The following is a 26211-nucleotide window of genomic DNA, read 5'->3' on the forward strand; positions in this document are numbered from 1 at the left end:
TGATGAGTGTGGCTTAATTTTTTTATTGTAATTTGCGTTTATAAGGTAGATATTCACATTCTACTCAAGAAATAAATGCTATGACGGTTATAGCTGTTGAACTAGAAGATAAAGTTTTTCAAGATTTAGAGGAGACCTCCGGTATGTTTAATCTACCGTCAGACCAAATGGTTAGCCGGATTGTGAAAAACTATCTGCATATTGAGAAAATAAATAAGATTCGTCGTGAGTTAAAAGGGACTGCTGAAGCAGTTGGCTTTACTTCCGAAGAAGATATATACAAAGAGATTTCGTAATATCAGCTTAACAATTTATTATTGTGCATTAACTGACTCAGGCAAAGAGGCTGTCTGATTCTACTCCTTCTTAGCTATATGGAAGCGCCCTTGCGTTTACCTGCCTCAACATCGGTAGTTTTCGATACAAACGTACTTATTTCCACTTTCGTTTTTTCAGGTTTTGCGGCAGAGGTGTATAATCACTGCGCGCTCTTTTTTGAGCTCTATACGTCTGAGTGGATATTGAGCGAGTTCGATGAAAAAATGGACCACAAATTCAGGTATTTGCTTGAACAAAGGAAGCGTATTATTAGTGCTATCCGCGAAAGGCATATTGTCGTAGCTCCTACGAACGATTTACCAACTGACTCCCGTGACCCTGACGATAATAATGTTTTACAGGTAGCTCTGTTTATCAAAGCAAATTTCCTGATTACCGGAGATAGGGATTTACTAGATTTAGAGATAATCGACAATACTGAGATTGTTAGTCCCAGGATATTTTTCGAACGATTCATGAGTTAACTACGTAGCATCTCTACTATATTAAAACAAACTGAACTGCTTTTAAATGGAACGGCCTGACTTACTTAAAGTAAGTCAGGCCGTTCTGTAAATAACGTATTAACGTATTCTAGAATCCTAAACCGAGTGCAAAACCACGAACCGTTGGGTTACCGGGTAAGGCCATACCAGCCGTAGCGGCTCCATTCGTCAGGTTGATGCTGTATACGCGGGTAGTGCCACCCGAACGTAACAACGCATAGGCCAGATTACTTGCACCGCCGATGTCGAATCCGTTGGCGCTTTCAACCTCTATACCGAGTGGGCCGACTGTCGTCAAGATTCCTGGGTTCGCGTTTTGCTGAAGCAGCACGGCGCTGCCTGGGCGAACATCAATGTCATACAGCATAGTGGTAGCTGCGCCTGCGAAGTTGTTCGTATAAGCAGCTGCCGATACATTAGGTGTTCCTGGATTTAAATTTCCATCTGTCGCCGTCAATGATCCATCCATTGGATTCAACCGCAGATTTTGGCCAGTATTGCTAACCACCCGAATCCGGTCAACCGTTGGGTTGAAATCGAAGCCGAAATCTGTTCCAGAAAGCGTGAATGCGCCAGCGCTACCCACCGCTACAGCACTCCAGCTAGCCGTGGCTGTAACAGCGATTGTATAAAGTCGGCTGGTGCTACCTAATGCGTACAGCTGACCATTTACAGGCCGCTGATCAATACCAACAATAGATTCGCCTGACTGCAATCCGGCAATGCTTTTTGTAACCGGCGCTGGACTCATTGGATTGAAGATCAGCAGATTGTTCGAACCATCAACTGCATAGGCCGTTGGCTGAGTTGGGATCGCCAGACCAATAATGTTACCGGGTAAGTTACCCAGTTTTTGCAAGCGTCCCGTCGATAGGTTGATCTGTTGCAGTTCCGATGCTCCATTAAACGTCACGGCTACCAGACCTTGTGTGTTATCTGTTGGCGAAATATCGAACCCAGCAGCGCCCGTAATGTCTAAGCCCAGCGGGCCTACGTCAACTAACGTACCATTATTGGGTGGGTTCTGAATATACAGACGGTCTGTAGCTGGATCAATGTCATACAAAGTTGTCGACGTTGCTCCCGCAAAATTGTTGGTGTAGGCTACCTCAGATACTGCCACCCCCATCGGGCCACTAATCATGCCATCAGTAGCGGCTACGGTACCCGTTTCAGGATTCAGTCGCAGGTCCTGCCCCATGTTGGTAACAAGCCGAATACGATCGACAGTGGGGTTGAAATCCAGACCAACAATAGTTCCCGAAAGAGCCGGGGTGAACGGCGTCGTATTCATGTTAATCGGCTGAACTCTTCCCGTCATTGGATTGATCGTGTACATCCGGCTCTGGTTGCTTACGCCGTATAACTGGCCGGTAGCAGGCCGGAAATCAATAGCGAGGATTCGTTCATCCTGCATTGTTCCCGAAATGCTGATCGGTGTCGTTGCGGTAGGCGTACGAACACTAAATCGCACAAGTTGATTGACGTCATTCAGGGCATACACCGTAACGTCAGGAACTGTCGCTGGATCGGGTGCCATCCGGTGATCCTGGCAGGAATTCAATGTTAAGACAGAACCAATTGCCAGTAATCCGGCAACAACAGGGAGTAGTTTTTTGGGGGTCATAGTTATTACGTTGAACATAGTTGAAGGTAAATACCTATACGTATAATCGTAAAGGATGGATTTGATAGTGGTTAAAATTTTGTTAAAAACTTTTGCGTAGGGCTAGAAATACAATGCCTACAAACTTTCTCAGTCCTAATAATCAATAATTTATACCATTAGAAGAACTGGCAACTTAGCACTCAACATTAAAAATAAATTAAAATCCATGTAATCTTAAAACCTCTATCGCTTGGATTGTTTTGAATCAGGGATATAATCTATTCAACGGTAGCAGCCAGTGAAATTGATCAAGCGATCTGATTATAAAACATATTGTCTTTATTTCCTTTTTATACAAAAAAGGTGACATTACTAAATGGATATACCATCTACTACTCTTAGTAATGGCATTTCAATGCCTCTGCTGGGGCTAGGTGTTTATGCTCCACGCCAAAATAACGAAGTACAACAGGCTGTTGAATGGGCTCTCGAAGCCGGATGCCGCCTGATCGATACGGCAGCTGCTTATGGCAACGAACGTGAAGTTGCCGACGCCATACGGTCTAGCGGTATTCCTCGAAGTGATATTTTTATCACGACCAAAGTTTGGAACGATGACCAAGGCTACAACCGAACGCTACGTGCGTTTAACCGAAGTCTTGAGCGACTTGGAATCGATGCCGTGGATTTATACCTGATTCACTGGCCCATAAAGGAGCATCGACATGATACCTGGAAAGCCCTTGAAAAAATCTACCGGGATGGTCGCGCGCGGGCAATTGGCATTTCCAATCATTACCCGGCGCATATAGACGAACTTCTGACTGAAGCACAGATACTCCCTGCCGTCAATCAGATCGAACTTAGCCCATACTCGTTTCTTCCCGAAGTAATAGACTATTGTCGACAGAAAAATATTCAACCGGAAGGCTATGCACCATTGGTACGGGGCGAGAAACAAAATGACCCAAAATTAGTCGCGCTGGCCGAAAAATACGGTAAATCAACGTATCAGTTGTTGATCCGATGGTCGATGCAGCATGGCGTGGTAACCATTCCGAAATCGGTACACCGTGAACGGATCTATGAAAATTTCGACGTACTGGATTTTACCATTTCCGACGAGGATATGAGGCATATGAATACTTTCTACGACAACACCCGGATCGCCGACGATCCACGTACTCTACCTTAAAAACTCAATAATCAACACGTCTTGGCGGGTGACTCGTGTGATGTCAGGTTTTCGAACCTGACATCACACGAGTCACCCGCCAAGACGTGTTGATTACATTCAAACCTACTCATGAACGAAACAATCAATTTCCCAGCGTTCATGCAACAGATCGGCTAAGGCGCGTAACCCCCACTCCTCAACCCGACGATGCCCAACCGCAACAACGGCTATCCCTGTTTCGTCTACGGCCTGCTGAGCTGGCTTTCGATACGCTCCCGTCACATATAAATGAGCACCTTCATCAGCCGCTTCCCGAACCAGGGCGTCGGTCATGGCACCCACCACGGCAATACGATTGCTGTCAGGCTGCCACCCGCCCGGACCAGGTCCTGCTTCGGCCCGGTCATACCCGCCAAAAAGAGTTGAGATCCTATGCAACAAAGAATCAAATTCCTGCTCAGGGATGTCAAAAACCATACCGATTGGGCGCTCCGGCAACAACTCACCTATTTCATTCGCGGCCTGCTTATAACCAAGCGGTTCAAGCAGTTGTGTGGCACCGAGCTGACTCGCTAATTGCTGATTATACCCGATTGTTAACGTTTCATCAAACGGCAGATGATGTGCCAGAATACCGATGTCTGGTGGTAAAGTTGCCAGATTGAGTTGCCAGGGGCGATGAAGCCAAAGGGCATCGATATGATTCTCATCAATCCAGGCCGATAAGGTAGAAAAAGGTTCTAGTGATAGCCCTATTCGATGAACAGGCCGTTCGGATGGATAATAGATTCCCCCTTGTTCCGTGTCAGGATATCGATCTGTATTAAGTTCGTTACGTAGGAAATCATCTAGTTCGCTTAGTGAAGGATGTGGCGTTTTCATAGTTAGCTAAACCCTCTTTTCCCTGGATAGTTTGCAATCTGTCAACCGTTTACTCAAACAAATTTGGCAGTTTGCGGGAGAAAGTTGTAAGTTTGCAGCTATAAAGGCGTCCGCGCTGGCGGTCCAAAAAAGCCCATGAAGTTCCTCGCTCAAAAACCCACGCGGTTTTTCTTCTTCTCTTAAATTCAGCCACCGCTCGGTGGTCATTTTCCTTTTTTTCTTTATTCACATCGGTCAGTAGTCGTCGGGCTACGGCATAGTCTTTTTAATTCAATGACCAAATTTATAAGGTTGTTCCTGGCCGCATTGCGCGGTTCAGAAACCAATTTTACGTCTGGTAGTATCAACAGAGCCATTTTTCTGCTATCCGTGCCGATGATTCTGGAAATGGTGATGGAGTCACTCTTTGCCGTAGTCGACGTCTTTTTTGTCGCCAAAATCGGCACGCAGGCCATTGCTACAGTTGGCTTAACCGAATCGGTATTAACCATCGTCTATTCGATTGCTATTGGTCTGAGTACGGCAGCAACAGCGCTGGTATCCCGACGGGTTGGGGAAGATAATCATCGGGAAGCTAGCCGAACAGCGGGTCAGGTAATTCTGGTGTCACTCATGCTGGCCATCCTGATGGGTATACCCGGTTTCCTGTTTGCCGAAGATATTCTGCGGCTAATGGGTGGCGATGAACGCCTGATTACCAATGGTGTCGGTTTTACCCGGATGATTTTCGCCAGTTCACCAGCGATTATTCTGCTTTACACCCTAAGCGGTTGCCTGCGCGGTTCAGGCGATGCCTCAGTTGCGATGCGGTCGTTGTGGTTAGCGAATGGTGTCAACATTGTGCTGTGTCCGGTATTTATTTTCGGGCTGGGGCCCTTTCCAGAACTGGGCGTAATGGGCTCGGCAGTGGCTACGACGTTGGGACGGACAATTGGCGTTCTGTACCAACTTTACGCGCTGACACGCACGAAAGGCGCCATACAGGTTATACACACTGACATCACGCCCGACACCGGCATTGTTCGGAATCTGCTTAGTCTGGCCGTTGGGGGAACGAGTCAGTTTTTGGTTGGTTCGGCCAGTTGGATTTTCTTAACGCGAATTCTGTCAACGTACGGCAGTGACGTAGTGGCTGGTTATACCATCGCCATTCGGATTATTGTGTTTACGATTCTGCCGTCGTGGGGCCTGGCGAATGCAGCTGCTACGTTGGTTGGGCAGAATTTGGGGGCTGGTCAGCCCGAACGTGCTGAAACGTCGGCCTGGCGGGCGGCTTTCTGCAACATGCTCTTTTTGGCGGCTGTCGGCGTTGGTTTCTTTCTGGGAGCCACTCCAATCGTCGGCTTGTTCGACAACAACGCAGGCGTCGTCGATGTTGCCGTACAGTGTTTGCGTGTCTTTTGCCTGGGCTATCTGTTCATGGCTTACGGTATGGTACTGAGCCAGGCGCTTAACGGAGCCGGTGATACAAAAACCCCGACAATCATCAACATTGTGTGCTTCTGGGCAGTTGAGATTCCGCTGGCTTACACGCTCGCTCACCTTCTGGAATGGGGACCGCCGGGTGTGTTTTGGTCCGTGGCAATCAGCGAAACACTGCTGGCTATTATCGCCGTTTTTGTATTCCGGCGAGGGCACTGGAAAACGGTTCAGGTGTAGTAAAAAACACTATCTTGAGCCGATTCTTCAGCGAAACTTTTCCCCGAAGGGGGTCGTTTTTAATTTGAGGGTTTATCTGGAGATTTTAATCTAGTACAGAATAAGTATATGATGACTCAACCGGTAAACTCTACTAAAATTTGAATTTAGTATATGATTGAAACCCATAAACAACCCGAAACCGCTGTATTGGTCGCGCTGATTACGCAAAAACAGACGGCTGAGCAGACCAAGGAATATTTAGATGAGTTAGCGTTTCTGGCTGAAACATCGGGGGTAAAAACCCTGAAAACGTTTACGCAGAAACTCGACCGACCCGATACCCGTACGTTTGTGGGGAAAGGTAAGATGGAAGAAATTCAGACGTACATTCTCGACAATCCAGTTGACTCGATCATTTTCGATGACGATCTGACGCCCGCTCAGGTACGTAACCTGGAAGATGAGTTTAAAGATGTTAAAGTTCTTGACCGTAGTCTGTTGATACTGAATATCTTCTCGTTACGTGCTCAAACGGCACAGTCACGGGTACAGGTGGAGCTGGCACAATACCAGTACATGTATCCCCGACTAACCCGCATGTGGAGTCACTTGACCAGTCAGAAAGGGGGCGTCGGGATGCGTGGACCCGGTGAGAAAGAGCTGGAAACGGACCGTCGGATTGTAAAAGACCGGATTTCGTTTTTGAAAGAGAAGCTGGCCAAGATCGACAAACAAAGCCAGACACGCCGGAAAGAGCGCGATCGCCTGGTACGGGTAGCGCTGGTCGGATATACCAACGTCGGCAAATCGACTCTGATGCGAACGATGGCGAAAACCGATGTCTTTGCCGAAAACAAACTATTTGCTACGGTCGATTCGACAGTACGAAAGGTGACGCTCGGCAACATTCCATTTTTGCTGACCGATACGGTTGGTTTTATCCGGAAACTACCGACCATGTTAATCGAGTCATTCAAATCGACGCTCGACGAAGTGCGTGAAGCTGACATTCTGGTTCACGTAGTGGACGTATCGCACCCAAATTTTGAAGAACAGATTGAGGTTGTTAACGATACGCTGGCCGACATCAAAGCTGCCGATAAACCGATGGTACTGGTTTTCAATAAAATGGACCGGTTTGTTCCGAAAGATGAATGGGCAGAACAACCCCACACAAATGACGACGACGATACGTTCCAGGACACGCACGAGGGGGTAATGATTCCAGTAGCCGTTCGTAGAAAAACAGCGCTGGAGTACTTGAAAAAAACATACCTGTCCCAAAAGGCGGACTACGTAGCGTTCATCTCTGCCGAAACGGGTGAGAACGTCGGCGAATTACGGGAGTTACTGTACGATCTGGTGAAAGAAAGACACTACCAGATTTACCCCAACTGGCTGCACGTACCCCTCACAGAATCAGCCGAATATGGTGATGGTTTGGCAAGCTGACGGATTTTCGGCAATTTTGTGTGAGCTAAACCTATAAGGTCTTTGGGACCTTATAGGTTTTTAGTTTGGTCCTGTAGTTCAACGGATAGAATAAGCGTTTCCTAAACGCTTGATATGGGTTCGATTCCCGTCAGGACCACCTAGCTTTTTAATTAAATATGCTCTTAAGCAGGTTATACTGTGTCATGTACTGGATCTCAACATGAATAATATAACTTATCGACTTTGTCCTTCTTTACGGATACCAATAAAAAAGCCTAAGTTGCGCGAATAAAGGTCTCCTATATCGGCTGCTATGGCTGTACTGGTAGTTACTCCTTTTAGATGTGGAATAGGAGCTGATAAACTCAGAATCGACGAAAACTGACGCACAGGCTGTTCGAAAGGTATCGCATACGTTCCAAGGTTTTCACTATATGAAGCTTTTAGGTGAAATCGCAGAAAATTATAGGCTTGCCCTGAAAGACCAATATGCATGACAGCCACCCGGTTATTGTTAGTAAACACGTAGTGAGGCAGCTCACTACGACTGTCATTGGAAGGAGAAATAAAAGGAGTACCTATGGTTGAGCCAAACCGCGACCAACCATCCTGATACTGCGAATGATTGAAATAGTTGTCTCGCCCCCTTTGCGCTGCATCTTCCAAAAATAAATCCCCTCCCTGATGTTCAGTATATAAATACTCAAAAAGCGCTTTTTGAAGCTGAAAGCCATGAGAGTTAATTGGACGCCGATTACGTATCATAACTCCATTTAACCCGTCTCTTAAGTTGATAAGGTGAAACAACGAGCCATCTTCGTAAATATTCTGACGGTAAGCAAAAACAGAGAAATGGCGACCCATATAATCGAATCCTATATCAACTGTCCCGAGATGATTACCAATTCTATTCTCACGGTCAAATGAGCTAATCCGGTTCGTATCAATGTTTTTTCGATTACCAAGCGCGCTGGCGGTAACAACATCCAAATAATCACCGAATCGATTTGGTAATTGTTTATTTATAACGACCGAACCCAGATTTTGATCCGTATGTCCGCCCCACATCACTTGGTGATTGATACCGCCATATACTTTAAAACGCCAGTGGGACTTGCCAAAGCGACCATACAATGCCTTCTGATGAAGCATCGTATTATTGAATAGACGATCATTTTCAAACCATCCATGAGCATAAAATCCTTTAAATCCGACTAGCCCCTGTCTAGGTAAGTAATCAGGTACGGCCAGTTGAATTTTCACCATCGGTAGTGTATTACCCGACCAGGCATACGAACCCGAGGTAAGTGAGGAATCAACCAGGCCAATAATCTCACGTCGCTTTCCAGCCCAGACTTCAAAGCCTCTTTTTAACTTTACTTTTACGTAAGCTTCGGGGATAAGTACTGGTCTAACAGTTCCTGGGTTATAAACGGCTTCGGCACCCCAACCCCAGTCTACCCACTGCTTAATCGTCCGAAGGCTATCGCGTTTGTTTCTTGATCGATTGCGGTAGTCCATCCATATGGCCTGGCGAATAGTCAAAAAAGAAACCTGGCGCGGCACAATGCCGTACTGATTAGCTCGTAGCCAGAAAGGTGTTTCTCCCAAGGTAGCAACATATGCACCCATTTCTGATCGGTAACGTAGTGGCTTTACGGTTTGCGCAGGACAGGCAGAAATGACCAACAGGCCTACGAGTAGTAGATAGGCAAGAATGAAGCGATGCATCAAATTCACATATACACCTAAGTCAATACTTACTTTACCCTGTTCTTTGTAGAACAGAGAAAATAAGTACCGGCACCAAAATAGATAAAAATACTGGCTAATCTGATTGACAATCAAGCGCTTTAGTTCGCCAAACGAGCGAGTGTATCAGCGACACGCCGTCTGGAAGCTAATATCGTCATGCCATCTATCAGCAGAAACGCTACGGTTTTGGCGTCTTTCCGAATCACCCGGTCAATGTAGTTAGGATTAATCAGCGATGACTTATTGACCCGGATAAAGTCGGCAAACTGGTCTTCAAAATACTTTAAGGTTCGGCTAACCATCAATGGGTTCGATGTGTCCCTTACATAAACCAGACTATAATTACCCCTACCCTCCAGTCTGATAATCAATTTTGTATCTTGAATGTGCCGGTAGGCGGGGACCACTATTCTGGTCTTTGCTACGAATTGAGTTGCCATACATTGAATTGTGTTGCTAGCCCCTACCAACGCTGTCCAGTTCCTTTACCAGTTGTTTGTAGAGACACTAAGGTGCCAAAGCTACTGAATGAATCTTGAGAAAAACTGAAGATGAACCACCACTCAGCCAGTACGTAATGGTCTCTTTGTTGAATCATCAACCAATAAAACGGATGTGGTAAAGCATCAGCATGATCTCTTCTGACTACCTTGCTTTCCACTACTTGAAGTCCACTTTGTAAACGTTATTAGAAAGTAACCTCGAAGATGTGACGCCTGATCAACGAAGCGTAAGTATACTGGACGCTCATTCCGTACTGATTGGCAATCTCTTTAACAATGGCTAGGCCTAGTCCCGTCGAATGCGGTAGCGCCTGATTCCGGACAAACCGGTGGAATAGTTCTTCTTTGGAAAAAGGAAGCGGCTCGCCTTCGTTCGTAATACTAAATGAGTTTGTACTGATTTGAACCAAGATTGAACTATTCGGACGTCCGTGTCGAATCGCATTCTTAATCAGGTTTGAGAAGAGGATAAAGGCTAACTGACGATTCATCGATATAGTGGGCCCCTCTTTGATAAGTCGCTCCAGGGTAATCCCCTTATTAGCTGCGTAGTCCCCGTAATTATCGATCAGTTTATTAATCAGTTCGCTTATACTAATTGGTTCACTACGTATAAATTGATGATTATCAATTTTAGTCAGTAACAGCAGAGCCTGGTTCATGGACGACAGGCGCTTAATGGTTTTTTGAGATCGCTGAATTCGCTGTAAGTCCGCTTCTGAGAGTCGATCCGACTGTTGCAACAGGTCCAGGTCAAAGGATAGTATGCTGAGCGGGGTCTGCAACTCATGGGACGCATTGTCGGTAAACTGCTTTTGCTGACTATACTGGTGGGCAGCCCGCTGTGTCATTTCATCAAGGGATTGACTTAATAACGTGAATTCATCCACATCACTGGTCGGAAACGTTAGACTCTCTGATTGATCAATCCGGTACTTCTTCAGTTGCTGAATAATTACGTAAAAAGGCTGTAGAATCCGTCGAAAAATAAGTGTCTCAATCAGTAACAGCAAAGCGACCAGCGCTACGAAGCAGATCACAATCCCAATGGACAGGATGTGGGCGATTTCGTTAAATTCCAGGTAGGGTTGGTGCAATCGGATGGCATAATAATGGCTTCCTACAGCGTGCGTTGCGCGTAGCATTCGTACCGGAACCACTTTATTCTCGATGGAATCAACTAACGTAGTGTCCGTAAAAACGGGCGATTGTGTTCGGGACTTTGTAGCGTACGTGATTTGCAGATTATGGTCCCAGTTGAGTAAGCCCCTTGCATCGGGTGGATGCCGATCAAGATTTTCTTTGACCTGTTTTAGTTCGCTAATTAGCAATTCATCAACCTCGTTATGAATGGTTTGATGAATAAGATAATCTAGTAAAAACGTTCCGGCCAGCGCAATGGGCAACGTTACTAGCAATAAATATCGGGTGGTCTTATGAATCAGTTTCATGCGTCAACCGTCAAGATATAGCCTACTCCGTAACGCGACTTGATGTAATCAGGGCATCCACAAGCCATCAGTTTTTTACGAAGGTTGCGGATATGCGTGTAGAGAAAATCAAGAGAGTCCGCATCGTCCATGTAATCGCCCCAAATATGTTCGGCAATAACCTCTTTGGATAATAAACGGTCCTTATTGGTAATCATGAATAACAGCAACGCGTATTCCTTGGGGGTTAACTCAGCGACTTGATTCGCGATTTTTACCTCCTTTCGGTTGAGAAATATGGTAATGTCTCCAAAGGAAATCTGAGTTTCGCCCGCATGATGGCGTCGGCGCATCAGGGATCGAATTCGGGCATTTAATTCGGGCAGGTGAAATGGCTTGGTTAGGTAATCGTCGGCCCCCAGGTCTAAACCATTTAGCTTATCATCCAGCGAATTTTTGGCCGATATAATAATAATACCTGCTTCCGAATGGACCTCTTTCAATTGCTTAATAATCGAAAGACCATCGCCATCGGGAAGCATAATATCCACCATAATACAATCGTAGACGTAATCATTCACCTTCTCCGATGCCTTCCGAAAGCTATTGGCCGTCGATACCATAAACCCCTCATTTTCCAGATAATGCTGTATAGTCACCAGCAATTCAGGCTCGTCTTCAATCAGCAGTATTTTCATCATACGAATAATCGCTCGAAGCGAACCGATAACATTGACTTATTCGAAAAGAAACACTCTACAATTCAATGAACGGAACAAATCATACGATGTCGTCTGCCTGGTCACAAATTAGTAAGCCGGCGGCAGCGTAACAACCCCTAACCAGTAGATTGCCAGACGTTTAAATTGCAGCTCCCATCCTTCCAGATTTTGGGGTTTGACAATAAACGAATTCGCTCCAAATTCATAAGACTGCCGGATAAAGTCGGGATCGTGTTGAGCGCTAAGCACCAGAACAGGGAGACGGGGATAACGTGTTCGCAATTCTTTGAGCAGTTGCCAGCCAGATTCTCCCTGGGATGGATGCGTATTGAGCAGGATTAACTTTGGACAGGGTAGTTGCCCCGCAGAGCATTCGTACAAATACCGAAGGGCCTCATTGGCAGTAGTAGCAAAATTTAGTTTTGCTTGAGGTATGCTCGTTCGCAAACTGTAACCAATTAATAATTGCTGATCTGGATTGTTTTCAATCACCAGAATAACAATGGATCGATTCACGACGTATGTTTCAATTAAATACCATTAGTTAGCCTAAGTTCCTGCTGTGGATTATTTATTAACAAGGGTGGACTTAAGGTATTCAGTCGCTGAATTCTATTTCATAAGGGCATCAAACATAACTAATGAATCTGAAGAAATTCTGAAGAACGCCATAGATCTGTTATGGGTATTAACGAATCAACGCCGGAGGCATCAGAGGTTTGTGAGTTAGTAACTCTGCAAACCTCTGATGCCTCCGGCGCTGGGCTTTTAAATGGGGTGTCAACCCAAAAGAATAGTTACGGCTTGATCACCTTACGGACAAAATACTGATCACCCAGCCGAATGTTGGCGAAGTAAAATCCTGCCGGAAGCGTATTGGTGGTTAATGTCTGCGTTGTAACGGTTCCGGTCTTCTCACCGACTGCCGTCGCGTGGAGTTGTCCTGAGGTCGAGTACAGTTCAATGATGTAGTTTCCTCGTATGGGGCTGTTCAACGTAATGCTCAGCTCGTTCGAGAAAGGATTAGGCGTTATGAGAACGCCCTTATTTTCGCCGTCGAATGTAACGCCAACAATTTTTGAATATATAACGCTCTTGTCCAGATCAACCTGTTTTAAGCGGTAATAGAACGTACCATTCTTTGCGTCAACATCCGTCCAGCTATATTTTCGGTTATCTTCCTGCCCACCCAACGACTTGATCTGCGGGCTAATGGCTTCGAACGACGTAGCGTCGGTGCCGCGTTCAACCTGGAAGTAATCGAAATCTTTCTCCATCGACGTTGTCCAGTCCAAACGAACGCCCTCGCCAACTGACTGAGCCTGAAACGAAACTAGTCGGACCGGTAGCGCAGCGTAACATCCGCCCCCACCTGCGCAACTGTAATTTAGGGTCGCGCTACCTGTATTGTTGGGCGCGGTATTACCAGGCAGGCAAATCGATACGTTACTGGTGTTCGTAAGCGATTGGTTAAAGTTGTTGAAGCCGTTTCGAACCACGTAGCAACCTTTGGCCGATGCACTAATGACTTTAGACGAGTTCGTCTGGTCATTCGAGCGAAACTGAGATACATCGACAATGCCGTTGTTAAAGCAAACACCGCCATTACTATTTATGCCCAGAGCATTGTTGACATACAAAACAGCCCGATCGACAATCAATGTCCCATTTACGTCGATACTGCTTACTGTAAGCTTAGCGTTATTTTCGACAATAAGCGTTGATCCGCTATTGATGGCCGTTAGGTTATTCAGTGTGACGCTACTGCGGATACGTAGCGTACCTCCACCGAGATTGCCCAGGTTTATTGGGTCAGAAGCCGTACTTCCGTTATAGATGACTGTACCGCCATTGAGATTACCACTAATTTTTCCGGCTCCTGATATGCATACGACTGCCGAACCACTCATATTTACGTTATTTACCGTTGTCGTTATACAGTACGTACCCGAACTCAGATTCTTGTTGCTGTTATCGGTAAGTGGTGTGCAGTTGGAACAACTCGGTAGCGCAGGAACTGAACAAAATTGTGCCCATACATTTGTCTGGATTAGTATTGATATCAATACTAAAAAAAGAAAGTGTAGATGATTTTTCATTTGCTAATCAGGTGTAAATGATCAATAATTTTAAGGAAGATTGCCATAAAAATAAACAGGAAGTTAATAAAGAAAAACTTTTTGTGTATCAATGTTTTTAAAAGTTCAACTAGCTGATTTTTAGACCCTTTATTATGTAAATAACAATTATTTTTTATTAATATTTATAGTACAACTGCACGATTTTACTACTCTATAATTGTCGAAAAAATATTTAGTATAAACTAAAATAAAAATAAACAGTCTTAAATATGAACCGTATTTAATCTCAACAGCTTACGGATTTTAACCGGTATATTCTCGTGAAATTTGATCGAATAAACTAAAGACAAATGGCTCCTCTTACGCATCGGCAAAATGTGATTCTTCGATTGATCGTTGTGCCTATTGCAGCGTTGGTAGCTTCTCATATTGTCTTCCGTCAGGTATTTCCCGGACAGCCAGGCTATCAGTTTCCATGGGCTTATTTTCTCACCGTTGCTACCGTCATGCTTTCGTGCTGGGAGGTGAATCTATTTATTTTCCGCTGGCTCGATGACCTCTTACCATTCTGGCAGCATCCTATCCGACGCCTGATGAGTCAGGTGCTGGTGGGCGGTATGGCTACGTTGTTAACCTTCGCGCTGGTGTTCCCGCTGTCTCAACGATTGTATACGCACCATTGGCCTGCGCCGACCACGGTACTCAAAGGAGTGGCCGTTTGTGTTACGTTGGCTTCGCTCGTAAACGGAGGGTATTCGGGCTTATATCTGTTGAAGGCTTTTCTGGCGGAGCGTCAAAAGAGTTCCTACAGCGCTGAAGCAGAACAGTTAACCAAACCCATCAATGGCAGTAAACCTATCTCTACGGCTGCCTTAATTACAATAGACATCAGCAACGGTCAACTCCGGCTACCGATTGAACAGATTGCGTATTTTTACTCGGCGGGCGGGCTGGTTTTGCTGGTTAAAACAGATGGTCAGCAAGTGACTACCCGGTATTCGTCATTCGCCCAATTGACATCGGGGTTAGATACCCGCTACTTTTTCCAGCTTAGTCGCCAGTTTGTAGTTGGCTTAGGATCCGTTCGGGGTGTTCAGGACGATGTGAATCGCAAGCTCGTCGTTACGTTGGTGCCCGCTCTGCACAAACAGCAAGCGCATCAGGAAGTAACGGTAAGTCGCTACCGAAGCCTCGAACTCAGAAAGTGGCTACAAGTCTCCGCCGAACGCTGACCATTCATCCTGCTATTCGGTACCACTCGTTCACGTAGCCATCAACCTGTTTTCCTGTGAAAGATAGTTGCTGTTGCTTTGTCGCAGCAAGCAATCCAACTTGTTTTAACGAGTTCTCCTATGCATCCTAATCTTTCTCATTTATACGAAGAGACACCAGTTTGGTTAAATGCGTCAATGGTAGCTATAACTATCTTAACTGTCGGTACATTGTACGTAGCAATTCGCCGGGCGGCCGCAATCAGTGCTACTCGATTTTTACTAGTGAGTATAAGCTGGATGACGGTTTTGGGTCTTTTAGCCTACAATCACTTCTTCCAGCAACTCAATGCCGTACCACCCCGATTTATTCTGGTTATCGGACCACCCCTCCTACTCATCGGCAGCTTCTTCGTGACAGAAAAAGGTCGTTATTGGATACGTCAGTTACCGCTGTCGGTGATGACGCTCTTACACACCGTGCGCCTACCGGTTGAACTGACGTTATATGGATTGTACCTCCATCAGCAAATTCCGCAACTGATGACATTTGACGGCCGTAACCTTGATATTCTCGCAGGACTGACAGCGCCGATCGTTGCTTATTTCGCCTTTTGTCGACGGCAATTGTCAGCTCGTTGGCTACTACTCTGGAACGTACTCGCGTTAGGATTAGTGATCAATATCGTTGTGCAGGCAATACTATCCGCCCCATTGCCATTCCAGCAAATGGCATTTGATCAGCCGAACGTAGCTGTGCTCAAAGCGCCCTACGTCTGGTTACCGGGTGTCATCGTGCCCATAGTGCTGTTCAGTCATGCCGTAGCCATACATCGGTTGGTGAAGGAATTTGTTTCGAAACAAATTCCTTCATAAGTCTTACTCAAAGACAGATTTTCACCAAACGTTGCTAGCCTAATCGTAATAGAGCGACTGGTAAGGTCGTTAACACACGTTTTACCGCAACGCTATGCCCTTCGTCACCGGTTAGCCCCGAGAGCTGGTTCGTCCAGGCTGAAGGCGCATTGTTGGGAAGCAAAACATGTGTGTCTTTCCAATCAATTGATACTACGTCCTGATTCTGCTGTCGGCAGAGTTGAGCAGCATACAACGGCACCACCACAACGTACCAAGCCAACTCATGCTGACGCGCGAACGCCAATACATGATCGTGATACGTTCCATGAACGGCAAGCGGTACGTAATCTCCTTTCAGAAACAGAGTGGCGTTTTGCTGGCGCTCCTGAAGCAAGGTACGCGTGAGCCAGAACTTGATACGTCCGTCGAAACGGTGTTGCCAGAGTTCGGCCCAGAAAGATTCACCCGCTTGTTGATGAGCCATTCCATCGGCGAGCCACTCTTGTCGCGTTGCAAAATCGACCGGCCGTCGGTTATCGGGATCAACCAGACTAAGGTCCCAACCTTCACCACCCTGATAAATATCGGGTACGCCGGGGCAGGTGAACTTCAGCAGTGTCTGCGTCAGCGAATTGACAATACCGAAGTCGGCAATCGATCGGTGGAAGACCTGAAATCGTTTCCAGAAGGCACTTTTCTGATCGAGCAACTGCTCCGTAAAACGCCGTACACCTTCCTGATACGTATCGTCAACTACCCAGCCTATCGTGTGCCGTTTAGCTTCCTGCAAGGCTTTTTCCAGGTATATGTGAAAACGGTTCGGGAAGTCATCTTCGTCTTGTCCGGGCATTGGATAAGCGCCCAGCAAATTCTGATAGATAAAATACTCGTCGTTCAGATCTGGCCGGTCCGCCGTTTCGGTGGTCTCGCCGGGCGAATCCACTTCCGACTCATCTTTTGGGATAAGACTGCGATTCAGTTCCTGCCAGTGCTGTACTTCCGTGAGCCATTCATCGGCTAAATCAGTCAACACATTCAATCGGGCCCGCACGTCTTCGCCCCGCTTTGTATCGTGGGTAGCAGTTGTGTTTTGCGCCAGAGGCCAGTGTTTCTGGCGATCCTCCATGGCCCGATGAAATGCATCGACTGATATGCCAAAACGCTCTGGTGAATCGCCTACTTCGTTATGACCAATGAAACAATTGTAAGTATACAGTAACGTATCTTCAACGCCTTTGGCCATCAGCGGACTCGAGAACTGCATTAGTCGCTGGTAGAAACGTAACGCGCGTTGATTGTAGTCTTTGTCAGCAACCGGTGGTTTCGTCAACAACGCCCCGTCGAGCACACGAACAGCCATCGCCAGATTTGGACTATTTTCCTTAACGGTTTTGAGCAGATTTCGAATCACCTTCGCTTCGTCATCAGGCATGGGAAACTGATTCCCGTAATATCGATAAACCGGGCATTCGATCAATAACTCGCCGATAGCCAGCTTTAGCTCACCGGCTGCCAGCGTCTCCAGGTTAACCTCATCAGCCAGGTTCAGCGACAGAAAATACTGATAAAGGTTATCCAGTTCCCCACCCATGAACTGCGCTAGAAAATACGCTTTTCGATCACGGATGCGCTTAGAAAGGGACGTATCACTACCGATCAGCCCCTGATAGAACTCCCGGAAAATAGACTCGCTCCGACCGTCTGTCAGCACATTGTTGACGATGGCCAGAAAATCATAGCCAGACGTCCCCTGCACCGGCCACGATTCGGGTAAGCGTTCAGTCGCCTGCAAAATTTTCTCGACTACTACGTATGTATCCTTACCCGTCAGTTCGCGAAGCCGTTTCAGATATTGCGCTGGATCGAATAGACCGTCGACATGATCGACACGTAGTCCCTGGAACACGTCTTCGTCGATCAATTCTTTGGTTAGACTATGCACCTTTTCAAAGACGAGTTCGTCGCCCATGTTCAGGCAAATCAGGCTATTGACCGCAAAGAAACGTCGGTAATTGATAGCCAGCCGCGTTTCGGGTTCCGTGCAAAACCGATAATGCTGCTCGTCAGCCAGTCGACGTAGCGTTGCAGAATCCCCATTGATCGCTTTCACGCAATCCGCTACGTACTGACCCGTTTGTGGGGTATTAACCAACGACGTCAGTTGCTCCCGAAATTCGTCCCAGGCAAGGGTATAAGCCTCTGGTTCGTCAAGCTGTCGGAGTGGGCTGAGTACAGTCAATAACTGACGCACGGCATCATTCGCTTCGACTATATTCGCTTGCAAAACAGCCTCGTAGCTACCTGGTTTTAGTGGTAACGTATTTCCACCAATTTTGAAGACAAGTCGGTCCTGTTCGTAAGCCAGCGTCAGTTTCCCCTGCGCTAAGGTTTCCTCCATCGATTCGGGGAGAAAAGGCGCTATGATACGTCCCCGGAAAAATGAACTGGCCAACGAGGTATCAAAAAACTGAGCAAAGCGCGACACGGGCCCTTTTTCGAGCATGTCCGTCAGCCACTCGTTATTGACGTGGTAGGCCATGTGGTTCGGCACGATGTCCTGTAGCCAGCCCATCCCCGCCCGATGTAGCCGCTGGGTTAGGGCACGTAGTTGCTCGATGGTACCGATCTCGGGATTTATATGATTTGGATCAACGCCATCATATCCATGTGTACTCTCAGGAGTGGCCGCGAAAATGGGCGATGCATAAATTGTCGTTATGCCTATTGTCTGTAGATAAGGTAAGAGCGATTCGAGATGAGTAAGCGTAAAGTCTTTATTAAACTGAATACGATACGTAGCAATTGGGTTATACATAAAGAGAGAATTCGAGTTCATCAGTTACCAGAGCGTTCTTATCCACTGTGTGTCATTTGTGCCAACAAGAACGCTTACTAACAACCCACGACGCTACTTATTTGTGTAAATTAGAATGGATTCGGACTGAACCGTAACCGATTCACAGCCTGCCACTGAAGCCGGAGCTGCCACTGGACCACGCCATTGTGGCTCAGCTGAATCGAAAAGTTTCTGCCAGGAACGGTCATTGCTGGGTAAGGTCATCGACTGCGGTTCTTTCGAGAAATTCATTAGACAGACAACTGTCTCCGACCCCGCCTGCGAATTGGCTGACAACGGTTGCGCGTGCTGACGGAACAGAATGAGCGTCTTCCGAACATCGTCCACAACGACCGCTACAGACTCCCGGTCCGGGTGACGTAACGAGGACTGCTTACGTAGGGCTAACAAGGTCTGGTAGTAGCGGAATAGTGTCTGGTGCGGCTCCTGCGAGAGTCGTGACCACAGAAGTTTCGACCGCATGAATGTTTGCTCATCCTGCGCATCGGGAGCCTCAATTAATCCCCCCTGAAAAGCGGCAAACTCCCGTTTACGTCCCTGGCGAACGGCTTCAATCAGGGCCGGATCGGAATGGCTCACGAAATACTGAAACGGATTTAGCTCGCCCCACTCCTCGCCCATAAACAGCATCGGCAGATAGGGACTGCTCATAACGGCGCCAGCCATCAGTTTCTGCATCTCGAAACTCACCGATTGACTCGGCCGATCGCCCAGCATCCGATTACCGATGTGATCGTGGTTCTGAGAGAAAACGACAAACTGTCGCCCCGCATGACCCGCCGTCGATTTCCCGACAATACGTGCCCGGCGGGGCATATAAGCGCCATCGTATACGTACGCATCTTTGTAGGATTTGGCTAAATGCTGAATGCCGTTGTAGTCGGCGTAGTACCCTTTTCGCTCACCACCGGCCGTGACACGTAACGCATGATGAAACTCATCGTTCCATTGAGCATCCATGCCGTAGCCCTGATCTGCCAGCGACTGAATAAATCGTGTTTCGTTCTGATCGGACTCAATGATCAAATAGTGCTGCCGACCCGTTTGCCGCATAAGTTCATCGACGTACTGCTTGATTTCGCGTAGCAGGTGCGTTTCGCGCGTGTCATGAATGGCATGAGCCGCATCGATACGTAGCGCGTCGATGTGAAAATCACGAAACCACATTAACACATTTTCAACAAAATAACGTCGGACACTATCGCTATAATCATCATCAAAATTGAGCGCGTGTCCCCAGGGTGTCTGGTAGCGGGTTGTGAAATAAGGACCGTAATCGGAAAAATAATTTCCTTCCGGGCCCATGTGATTATAAACAACGTCGAGCACTACGGCCAGCCCTTTCCGGTGGCAGGCATCGACTAACTGATGCAGCCCCTCAGCGCCACCATACGAATTCTGGACCGCATACGGACAAACGCCATCGTACCCCCAGTTGCGCGTACCGGGAAACTGCGCCACTGGCATGATCTCGACCGCGTTGATCCCCAGTTCAACCAGGTAATCCAGTTGCTCCTCAATACCGGCAAAAGTGCCTTCGGGCGTAAACGTACCCGTATGAAGTTCATATAATAAATAGTCTTCCAGTGGCAAATTTCGCCAGTCATCGTCGGTCCAGCTAAAGGCGCTGGTATCAACGGCCTGCGATGGCCCATGAACGCCTTCGGGCTGAGCAAGCGACACCGGATCGGGTCGTTCCAGAGTGCCGTTGAGAATAAATTTATACGTATCGCCTGGCTTTAGCTCACTGACCAGCGTTTGCCAGTAATTGCCATCGTGCCGAAGCGGAATGGTTACGTCCTGCTGACAAAGGTGAAGCGCTACCGATTGCGCCAGCGGTGCCCAGACGCGCACACAAGCGCCGTCGTCCGTGAACGTAACGCCCAGGGTACGGCGGTTGATTAGTGCCTGATTCATGTGTTAATAGGATGATCGAATAAGTGGTTATGCAGAAAACAAGCGCTCAGCCGGATGTGTTGGCAAAAACCGACAAAAAAGCGCGAACTGCTAACGTATTGTTGAGTCGAAAATCGCAATAAGCGTATTGTTTATAGAAGTTGCGCGAGTAAAATCTGATACCAATCCATACTCAGTTTACAACAAAAGTTACTACGTTCATTAGTGGCATTTTTTTGATTTGCAGCAATTCGCAAAGAGACTCGATTAGCTGGAACACGATAACCTCGCAGTAATCAACTATAACTTTTTCAAGAGACCAATTAGCCATTCTAGCCCAAAGATTGTACAGTTCATGCAAAATGGTTTGGGCTCCGGCAGTTGCCCTTTCTAAGTTTGATCCAACAAAACACATAACCACACAACCTGAAATGATTGCCTTCAGCCACACCAAGAACCACACCATGACGGCTACTGCTCCTGTCGAAGTCAGTATTACGAAAAAGACGTATACGTATGCCGTCAAAGACCATGACAACTTGCAACTGGACGTTTATCAGCGCCCGAACATGCTCGCAAAGAGCCCTTGTGTGTTGTTTGTATTCGGTGGTGGTTTCAAACGGGGGAGTCGGGACTGCCCAGATTATTATCCCTACTTTACCAGTTTAGTCAGGCATGGGTATGCAGTCATCTCGATTTCGTATCGGCTGGGGCTCAAAGGGGCGGGAAAGATATGGGCCTTTCGGGTTAAACCGCTCAAACGAGCGATCGACATCGCGGTAGAAGATTTATTCGATGCCACGAACTGGCTCTTCGATCATGCCAACGAACTACGCATCGACCCAGGCCGGATTGTACTGTCGGGCTCCAGCGCGGGAGCGATGACGGTTTTGCAGGGCGACTACGAAAAGCGAAATAATACTGAACTCAGCAAGCGTTTACCAGCCAATTTTCAATACGCGGGTGTAGTATCGTTCGCGGGCGCGATTCTACGATTCGACGGGGGCCTCAACTACCGCACCCCGCCCGCTCCGACTATGCTGTTTCACGGCACCGACGACAAGCTCGTCTTTTATAATAAGATCCGCATTTTTAACAAAGGATTTTACGGATCGAGCCCAATTGCTGCGGAATTTAAAAAGCGTGGTTTCCCGTATTATATCTGCCGCGTAGCCGATATGGGACATGAAGTGGCGATTACCCCGCTTCAGCGAAACCTGCCCGAAATTTTAGGCTTTCTGGACGCCTTCGTCCGGGATCGTAAAGCCTACCAGGTCGACGTAACGCTTAAAGATCCTGAGCAAAAACGAACCAGTTTTCTTACGCCCGATCAGGTTTACAAGTGATTGATTTTCTAGAAATATAGAGCTTATTAATAAATTGATCCCGATACACTTTTGGAAGTGTATCGGGATCAATTTATTAATTGTCGATTAGAAGATTCTTACTGCTGGAAGTAATCGATCTTGTCGGCATCCACATTGTTGTTGACCCGTACCTCACCCCCACTACCTCCCAGAATCACCGAACTCAGCGTCAACACCCCCGTTGTCGCCCCAGGCGTCAAGGTGCCGGTAAAACCAAACGAGAGCTTGTCGCCAGCACCGATGGGCTGACTCGTACTCAAGGTGTAATAGCTCGGATTCGACAGGTCCACATTCCACACGCTATTGCTCACCGAACGACCACCTACCAGGGTCGTACTGGGGATGAAGACCAGGTTAACCCGAGCGTCCTTGGTCACCCGAACCGTAATCAATCCACTGGTGGGCACTCCCAGCAACTCCACCACATCCACCACCACCGTCAGGTCGGTGGTATTGTAGACACTTGAGGGGCGGGCATAGATGATCGGTGTCAGGTCAGGAGCCGGCAGCAGCACGGCTGTGCCAGTGGTGGTAGATTCTTTACCCGCATTGTCGATGGCGGTGAAGGTGAAGCTCACCGGCTGGCTATCGTTGGTGGGGTCCACCAGGATGGGCACCGTTGGCGCACCGTTACCATCGGTGGGCACGGTGATGCCGCCCCCAGGAATACTGGTGTAGACCGTCCCGTTAATAGTCAGACTCGTGACGTTACTGGGGAAGGTGGTGATATGAATCGCTGTCACGCTGCCGGGCGGAGTATCGCCAGTATCCGAGCTAGGGCTGGTGGAAGTGAAAGCTGAAGGGGGAACCGTCACCGGTGTCGTGCCACCCGCGTTGCTGACCGTAGCCGTACCTGAGCCCGGTGTGGGCAGGTGTTCGATGCCGAAGTTCTGAGCCGTAATGGCCGTTGTGCCGATGCTCAACTCGATTTGGCCTAACGTAGCACTTTGAGTAGCCGAATTACTAGACCCCACGTTCTCGCCCGTATTGACCCACTGGCTGGGCAGGGGACCTGGTGCGGTAGCCGTAGCCGTGTTGGTCAGCACGAGTTTAAGCCCGGTGGTGCTGGTGGGAGCGGCCAGGGTATAGCTGCCCGAGGCTGATACGGTGGTGGAGGCAATGACCGTACCGGTTCCATCCACTAAATTAACGAAGAGGGGACCACCGGCATTGGTGCCATTTTCCGAGCCCTCGAAGGTGACATTGCCGTTGACATCATCCCACACCTGACCCTCAATGTTGACCGCTACTGCGTTGATCGATGTAGGGCAACTGAACGTAGGGGTTCCTATTCCACCATCATCGGTGGTGTTGCTGAACGTGTTCACATTAGGCCCCGTGCCAAAGACGTACCCATTGGTGCCACTCCCCGAGCCTCCGCCATTAAATCCCAGGTAAGCAGACTGGGCCAGTTGTAACTTACTGCTGTTGACCACATAACGCGGGTAACTCGAAATCGTCCCATATCGGATTCCCAAGTCGGCGCCGAGCCCGGTAGAACCTCCATTAGCTTTATTGTCATAAAACAGACACCCGCTTATGGTGGGGGTAGCGGTACCCCCATTATTATCATAGCAAATAGCCCCGCCATAGCCTGAATTAACGTAGTTCTTGACAAATTTCGAATTGGTGATCTGGTAATTAGAGGAACCCCCTTGCATCAAGCTGATGGCTCCGCCCCCGTAAGGAGCAACCGGGGTAAGGGTACCATTATTATAGAACATGCAATCGTCAACCGTGTTGACCGTGCCAATACTAGACAAAACCACGCAGATACCACCCCCACCTCTTGAACCATTGGAGATATTATCATAAAACTTACAGCCGGTAATATCAATACTACCACTGCTCAAACCAATGGCCCCGCCGTAGAGGATGGCCCTGTTATGATAAAAGGTAGAATTCGTGACGGTATACACCGGATTTACGCTACCTACCGTAGGAACGCCTATGGCCCCGCCTACATAGGAAGTATTATCACAAAAATAACTGTCGGATATGGTTAGGTTAGACTCCGAGAAGATGGCCCCCCCACCGTTCGCCGACCCGGCACTGTTGTTGTTGCCAGTGAAACTACAACGGACAATAGTGAGCGGTAAATTGGTCGGAGGATTGGAGATAGCCGCGCCACCTCCCGCACCATTGATATTGTTGGCAAACAAACAATTGGTAAAGCTAGCCGAACTGCCGCTGCCATTTGCCTGGAAAAATACAGCCTGGCCACTTACATTATGGATATTTAGGTCGGTAAATTTAAAAGTGCCCCGGGTGCCTTGGGCGCCGATATTGCCAAAATAGAAACTACCCGCCCCGCCAAATTCAATGCCTTTGAGTTCAATGACATTGGTGCTGGCGCTTAGAGAGCCATTGGTGCCGACAAACCCGCCGGTACTGGTAATCTTGGTGATATTTGCCAAGGGGTTGTAGCCGGATTTGTCGACACCCGTAGCGGTTAGCGGAAAGCCCCCCTGAATGAGAATGTCATTGGCGTTTAGTGCGGCCGGTTGTGCGGGGGTAATACTGTAATTGCCCGCCTTGATATAAATGTGTGTCCCCGCGGGTATGGCCCCTGCAGATGGGAAGAACGTATTGAAATAGGTGTTGAAGTCCTTGGCATTGTTCCAGCTGTTACCGGTTTGGGTGCCACTGCCGCCAGCGCTCAGGTAGACATCGTCGGCCTTAGACTGCCCAGCAAAAAGTACCAGGCCTAAAAAAGTCGCTAGAAGACCACTGGCTAGCTTACTGAATGTATAGCCTAAAAAAGTGGTAGCCCATGCGGGCTTCCTAAACGCGATATCAGATTGGGAGCTTCGTAACCGCCCGGAATCTGGTGTGTAATTGTACATCATGAAATACTTATTGATAAAGTTTATAATACGCCCTGAAAATCAAACCTTTTCCCCTGTAGGACGGCCGCCAAGAGAAGTAGAAAATTCATCTAGTTTAGTACGGTAAAGCATTGAGGGTAATACATATCCAGTTTGGTTCCACCAGCATAATTTTAGACCATTTATTGGCAAAAAATCGACGGTAGGCGGGGCCATTCACGTATTGATTAAGAACAACTTAAGCAGCTCAATTAGAGGGAGATAATTATGACAAAGGTCGGCAGATATAATAAATCAGGATAGCCCTAAACGTGAGGAGCACAGTACACGAATAATTTGGAGTATTTATACCCCCAAATTAGGGAGCTCATATCCCACGTTTTTTGGAATTAAAGTCCCGAACTTGTCCCTTATCTTTAAGCAATCAAATAAATAGCAATCATGGACTCTATCTGAGTCTTTTCCAGCTCATGAACTTTTGCATCATTGACGACCACTTATTGATTACTCAGTTCATTAAGCGCCTGCTTACCAAGGAATATCCAGAAAGTTCATTCAAAACGTATCTAAAGGCGGAAGCCCTGCTAGCGGAAAAGCTGGATCAGTGGTATCCTGACGTTGTCATTTGCGACGTTCTGTTGCCAGGCATGAATGGGCTCGATATGTTGACGATCCTAAAGCAACAACTTCCCAACACCAAAACGATTCTGCTTACTTCCCTGATCGATATAGGTATGGTAAAGCAAGCCATGCGGCTGGGGATAGACGGCTATCTGACGAAAGATGCTTCAGAAGAGGAACTGCTGGAAGCCATTAAAACCGTATTGGCAGGAGGCAGGTATGTCAATGCATCTTTAAAAGACAAATTAGTAGAGCATATTTTCTCCGATCAAGCTACGGAATTTCACCTGTCAACCCGTGAGAAAGAAGTATTGCAAAAGATCTGCGCAGGTAAAACGCCTAAAGAAATTGCCTACGATATGAAGCTAAGCCTGCATACGGTGCAGCAGTACATCAAAAATATGATGCGCAAATTCAACATAAAACGCACGACAGAACTGGTCGTGTTTGCTATCCAAAAAGGCTTGTATAATCCCGCCCTCTCCTAGCGTTTGCTCGGCAACAGACGAGTGCTG

At 47.5% G+C, this 26211-nt stretch carries 20 protein-coding genes and 1 tRNA gene; 10 read left to right on the forward strand and 11 right to left on the reverse strand.

Going from position 1 to position 26211, the window contains the following annotated elements; genetic code table 11:
• Window positions 1–80: 80 nt before the first annotated feature.
• Together IC230_RS24675 and IC230_RS24680 are read left to right on the forward strand one after the other, a co-directional pair.
• Window positions 81–296: a hypothetical protein gene (locus IC230_RS24675; RefSeq protein WP_191041746.1), complete on the forward strand. Its 216-nt coding sequence runs from the start codon at window positions 81–83 to the stop codon at window positions 294–296.
• A 78-nt stretch (window positions 297–374) separates the two neighbouring features.
• Window positions 375–803, forward strand: a complete 429-nt coding sequence (locus IC230_RS24680) for a putative toxin-antitoxin system toxin component, PIN family (protein ID WP_191041747.1) — start codon at window positions 375–377, stop codon at window positions 801–803.
• Between the two features lie 109 nt (window positions 804–912).
• On the opposite strand, the gene IC230_RS24685 is transcribed toward IC230_RS24680, so the two are convergent.
• Window positions 913–2451 (reverse strand): DUF4394 domain-containing protein, encoded by a 1539-nt coding sequence (locus IC230_RS24685; protein ID WP_191041748.1) that lies wholly within the window; start codon window positions 2449–2451, stop codon window positions 913–915.
• A 358-nt stretch (window positions 2452–2809) separates the two neighbouring features.
• On the opposite strand from IC230_RS24685, the gene IC230_RS24690 reads away from it, so the two are divergent.
• Complete coding sequence (locus IC230_RS24690) at window positions 2810–3628, forward strand: aldo/keto reductase (protein WP_191041749.1); 819 nt, start codon at window positions 2810–2812, stop codon at window positions 3626–3628.
• A 105-nt stretch (window positions 3629–3733) separates the two neighbouring features.
• On the opposite strand, the gene IC230_RS24695 is transcribed toward IC230_RS24690, so the two are convergent.
• Window positions 3734–4492 carry a Nif3-like dinuclear metal center hexameric protein gene (locus IC230_RS24695; protein ID WP_191041750.1) on the reverse strand — a complete coding sequence of 253 codons (759 nt, stop codon included), beginning with the start codon at window positions 4490–4492 and terminating at the stop codon, window positions 3734–3736.
• A 273-nt stretch (window positions 4493–4765) separates the two neighbouring features.
• On the opposite strand from IC230_RS24695, the gene IC230_RS24700 reads away from it, so the two are divergent.
• The 3 genes from IC230_RS24700 to IC230_RS24710 all read left to right on the forward strand — a co-directional run bounded on the left by IC230_RS24700 (window position 4766) and on the right by IC230_RS24710 (window position 7724).
• Window positions 4766–6151 carry an MATE family efflux transporter gene (locus IC230_RS24700; RefSeq protein ID WP_191041751.1) on the forward strand — a complete coding sequence of 462 codons (1386 nt, stop codon included), beginning with the start codon at window positions 4766–4768 and terminating at the stop codon, window positions 6149–6151.
• 153 nt (window positions 6152–6304) lie between these two features.
• Window positions 6305–7585, forward strand: coding sequence for a GTPase HflX (gene hflX, locus IC230_RS24705; protein ID WP_191041752.1), 1281 nt, complete (start codon window positions 6305–6307; stop codon window positions 7583–7585).
• 67 nt (window positions 7586–7652) lie between these two features.
• Window positions 7653–7724, forward strand: a tRNA-Arg gene (locus tag IC230_RS24710).
• A 77-nt stretch (window positions 7725–7801) separates the two neighbouring features.
• Here IC230_RS24710 and IC230_RS24715 read toward each other — a convergent pair.
• From IC230_RS24715 to IC230_RS24740, 6 genes are all read right to left on the reverse strand, one after another.
• Complete coding sequence (locus tag IC230_RS24715) at window positions 7802–9415, reverse strand: capsule assembly Wzi family protein (protein ID WP_223860825.1); 1614 nt, start codon at window positions 9413–9415, stop codon at window positions 7802–7804.
• A 5-nt stretch (window positions 9416–9420) separates the two neighbouring features.
• A complete protein-coding gene (locus IC230_RS24720) occupies window positions 9421–9762 on the reverse strand; it encodes a LytTR family DNA-binding domain-containing protein (protein WP_191041753.1) in 342 nt (113 codons plus the stop codon).
• Window positions 9763–10010: 248 nt separating this feature from the next.
• On the reverse strand, window positions 10011–11276 hold the full coding sequence (locus IC230_RS24725) for a sensor histidine kinase (RefSeq protein WP_191041754.1): 1266 nt from the start codon (window positions 11274–11276) through the stop codon (window positions 10011–10013).
• Window positions 11273–11953, reverse strand: a complete 681-nt coding sequence (locus IC230_RS24730; RefSeq protein WP_191041919.1) for a response regulator transcription factor — start codon at window positions 11951–11953, stop codon at window positions 11273–11275. The genes IC230_RS24725 and IC230_RS24730 overlap by 4 nt, the downstream gene beginning before the upstream one ends.
• A 111-nt stretch (window positions 11954–12064) precedes the next feature.
• On the reverse strand, window positions 12065–12493 hold the full coding sequence (locus tag IC230_RS24735; protein ID WP_317171832.1) for a response regulator: 429 nt from the start codon (window positions 12491–12493) through the stop codon (window positions 12065–12067).
• Window positions 12494–12774: 281 nt separating this feature from the next.
• Window positions 12775–13887 (reverse strand): T9SS type A sorting domain-containing protein, encoded by a 1113-nt coding sequence (locus IC230_RS24740; RefSeq protein WP_191041755.1) that lies wholly within the window; start codon window positions 13885–13887, stop codon window positions 12775–12777.
• A gap of 521 nt (window positions 13888–14408) precedes the next feature.
• Between IC230_RS24740 and IC230_RS24745 the strand changes: the two genes are divergently transcribed.
• Together IC230_RS24745 and IC230_RS24750 are read left to right on the forward strand one after the other, a co-directional pair.
• Complete coding sequence (locus tag IC230_RS24745; RefSeq protein ID WP_191041756.1) at window positions 14409–15290, forward strand: LytTR family DNA-binding domain-containing protein; 882 nt, start codon at window positions 14409–14411, stop codon at window positions 15288–15290.
• A gap of 120 nt (window positions 15291–15410) precedes the next feature.
• Window positions 15411–16145: a hypothetical protein gene (locus tag IC230_RS24750; RefSeq protein WP_191041757.1), complete on the forward strand. Its 735-nt coding sequence runs from the start codon at window positions 15411–15413 to the stop codon at window positions 16143–16145.
• Window positions 16146–16179: 34 nt separating this feature from the next.
• Here the strand turns inward: IC230_RS24750 and treY are convergent, their stop codons facing one another.
• The gene (treY, locus tag IC230_RS24755) at window positions 16180–18963 is read right to left on the reverse strand and encodes a malto-oligosyltrehalose synthase (protein ID WP_223860826.1); all 2784 of its coding nucleotides are present in this window, start codon (window positions 18961–18963) and stop codon (window positions 16180–16182) included.
• A gap of 72 nt (window positions 18964–19035) precedes the next feature.
• Complete coding sequence (treZ, locus tag IC230_RS24760; protein WP_191041758.1) at window positions 19036–20901, reverse strand: malto-oligosyltrehalose trehalohydrolase; 1866 nt, start codon at window positions 20899–20901, stop codon at window positions 19036–19038.
• Window positions 20902–21311: 410 nt separating this feature from the next.
• Between treZ and IC230_RS24765 the strand changes: the two genes are divergently transcribed.
• Entirely contained in the window at window positions 21312–22226 is a 915-nt protein-coding gene (locus IC230_RS24765; protein WP_191041759.1) for an alpha/beta hydrolase, read from the forward strand.
• Between the two features lie 98 nt (window positions 22227–22324).
• On the opposite strand, the gene IC230_RS24770 is transcribed toward IC230_RS24765, so the two are convergent.
• The gene (locus IC230_RS24770; protein WP_191041760.1) at window positions 22325–25096 is read right to left on the reverse strand and encodes a beta strand repeat-containing protein; all 2772 of its coding nucleotides are present in this window, start codon (window positions 25094–25096) and stop codon (window positions 22325–22327) included.
• A 449-nt stretch (window positions 25097–25545) separates the two neighbouring features.
• On the opposite strand from IC230_RS24770, the gene IC230_RS24775 reads away from it, so the two are divergent.
• Window positions 25546–26184, forward strand: coding sequence for a response regulator (locus IC230_RS24775; RefSeq protein WP_191041761.1), 639 nt, complete (start codon window positions 25546–25548; stop codon window positions 26182–26184).
• Window positions 26185–26211: the final 27 nt, after the last annotated feature.

The organism is Spirosoma validum (assembly GCF_014699035.1).
Lineage (GTDB): Bacteria > Bacteroidota > Bacteroidia > Cytophagales > Spirosomataceae > Spirosoma > Spirosoma validum.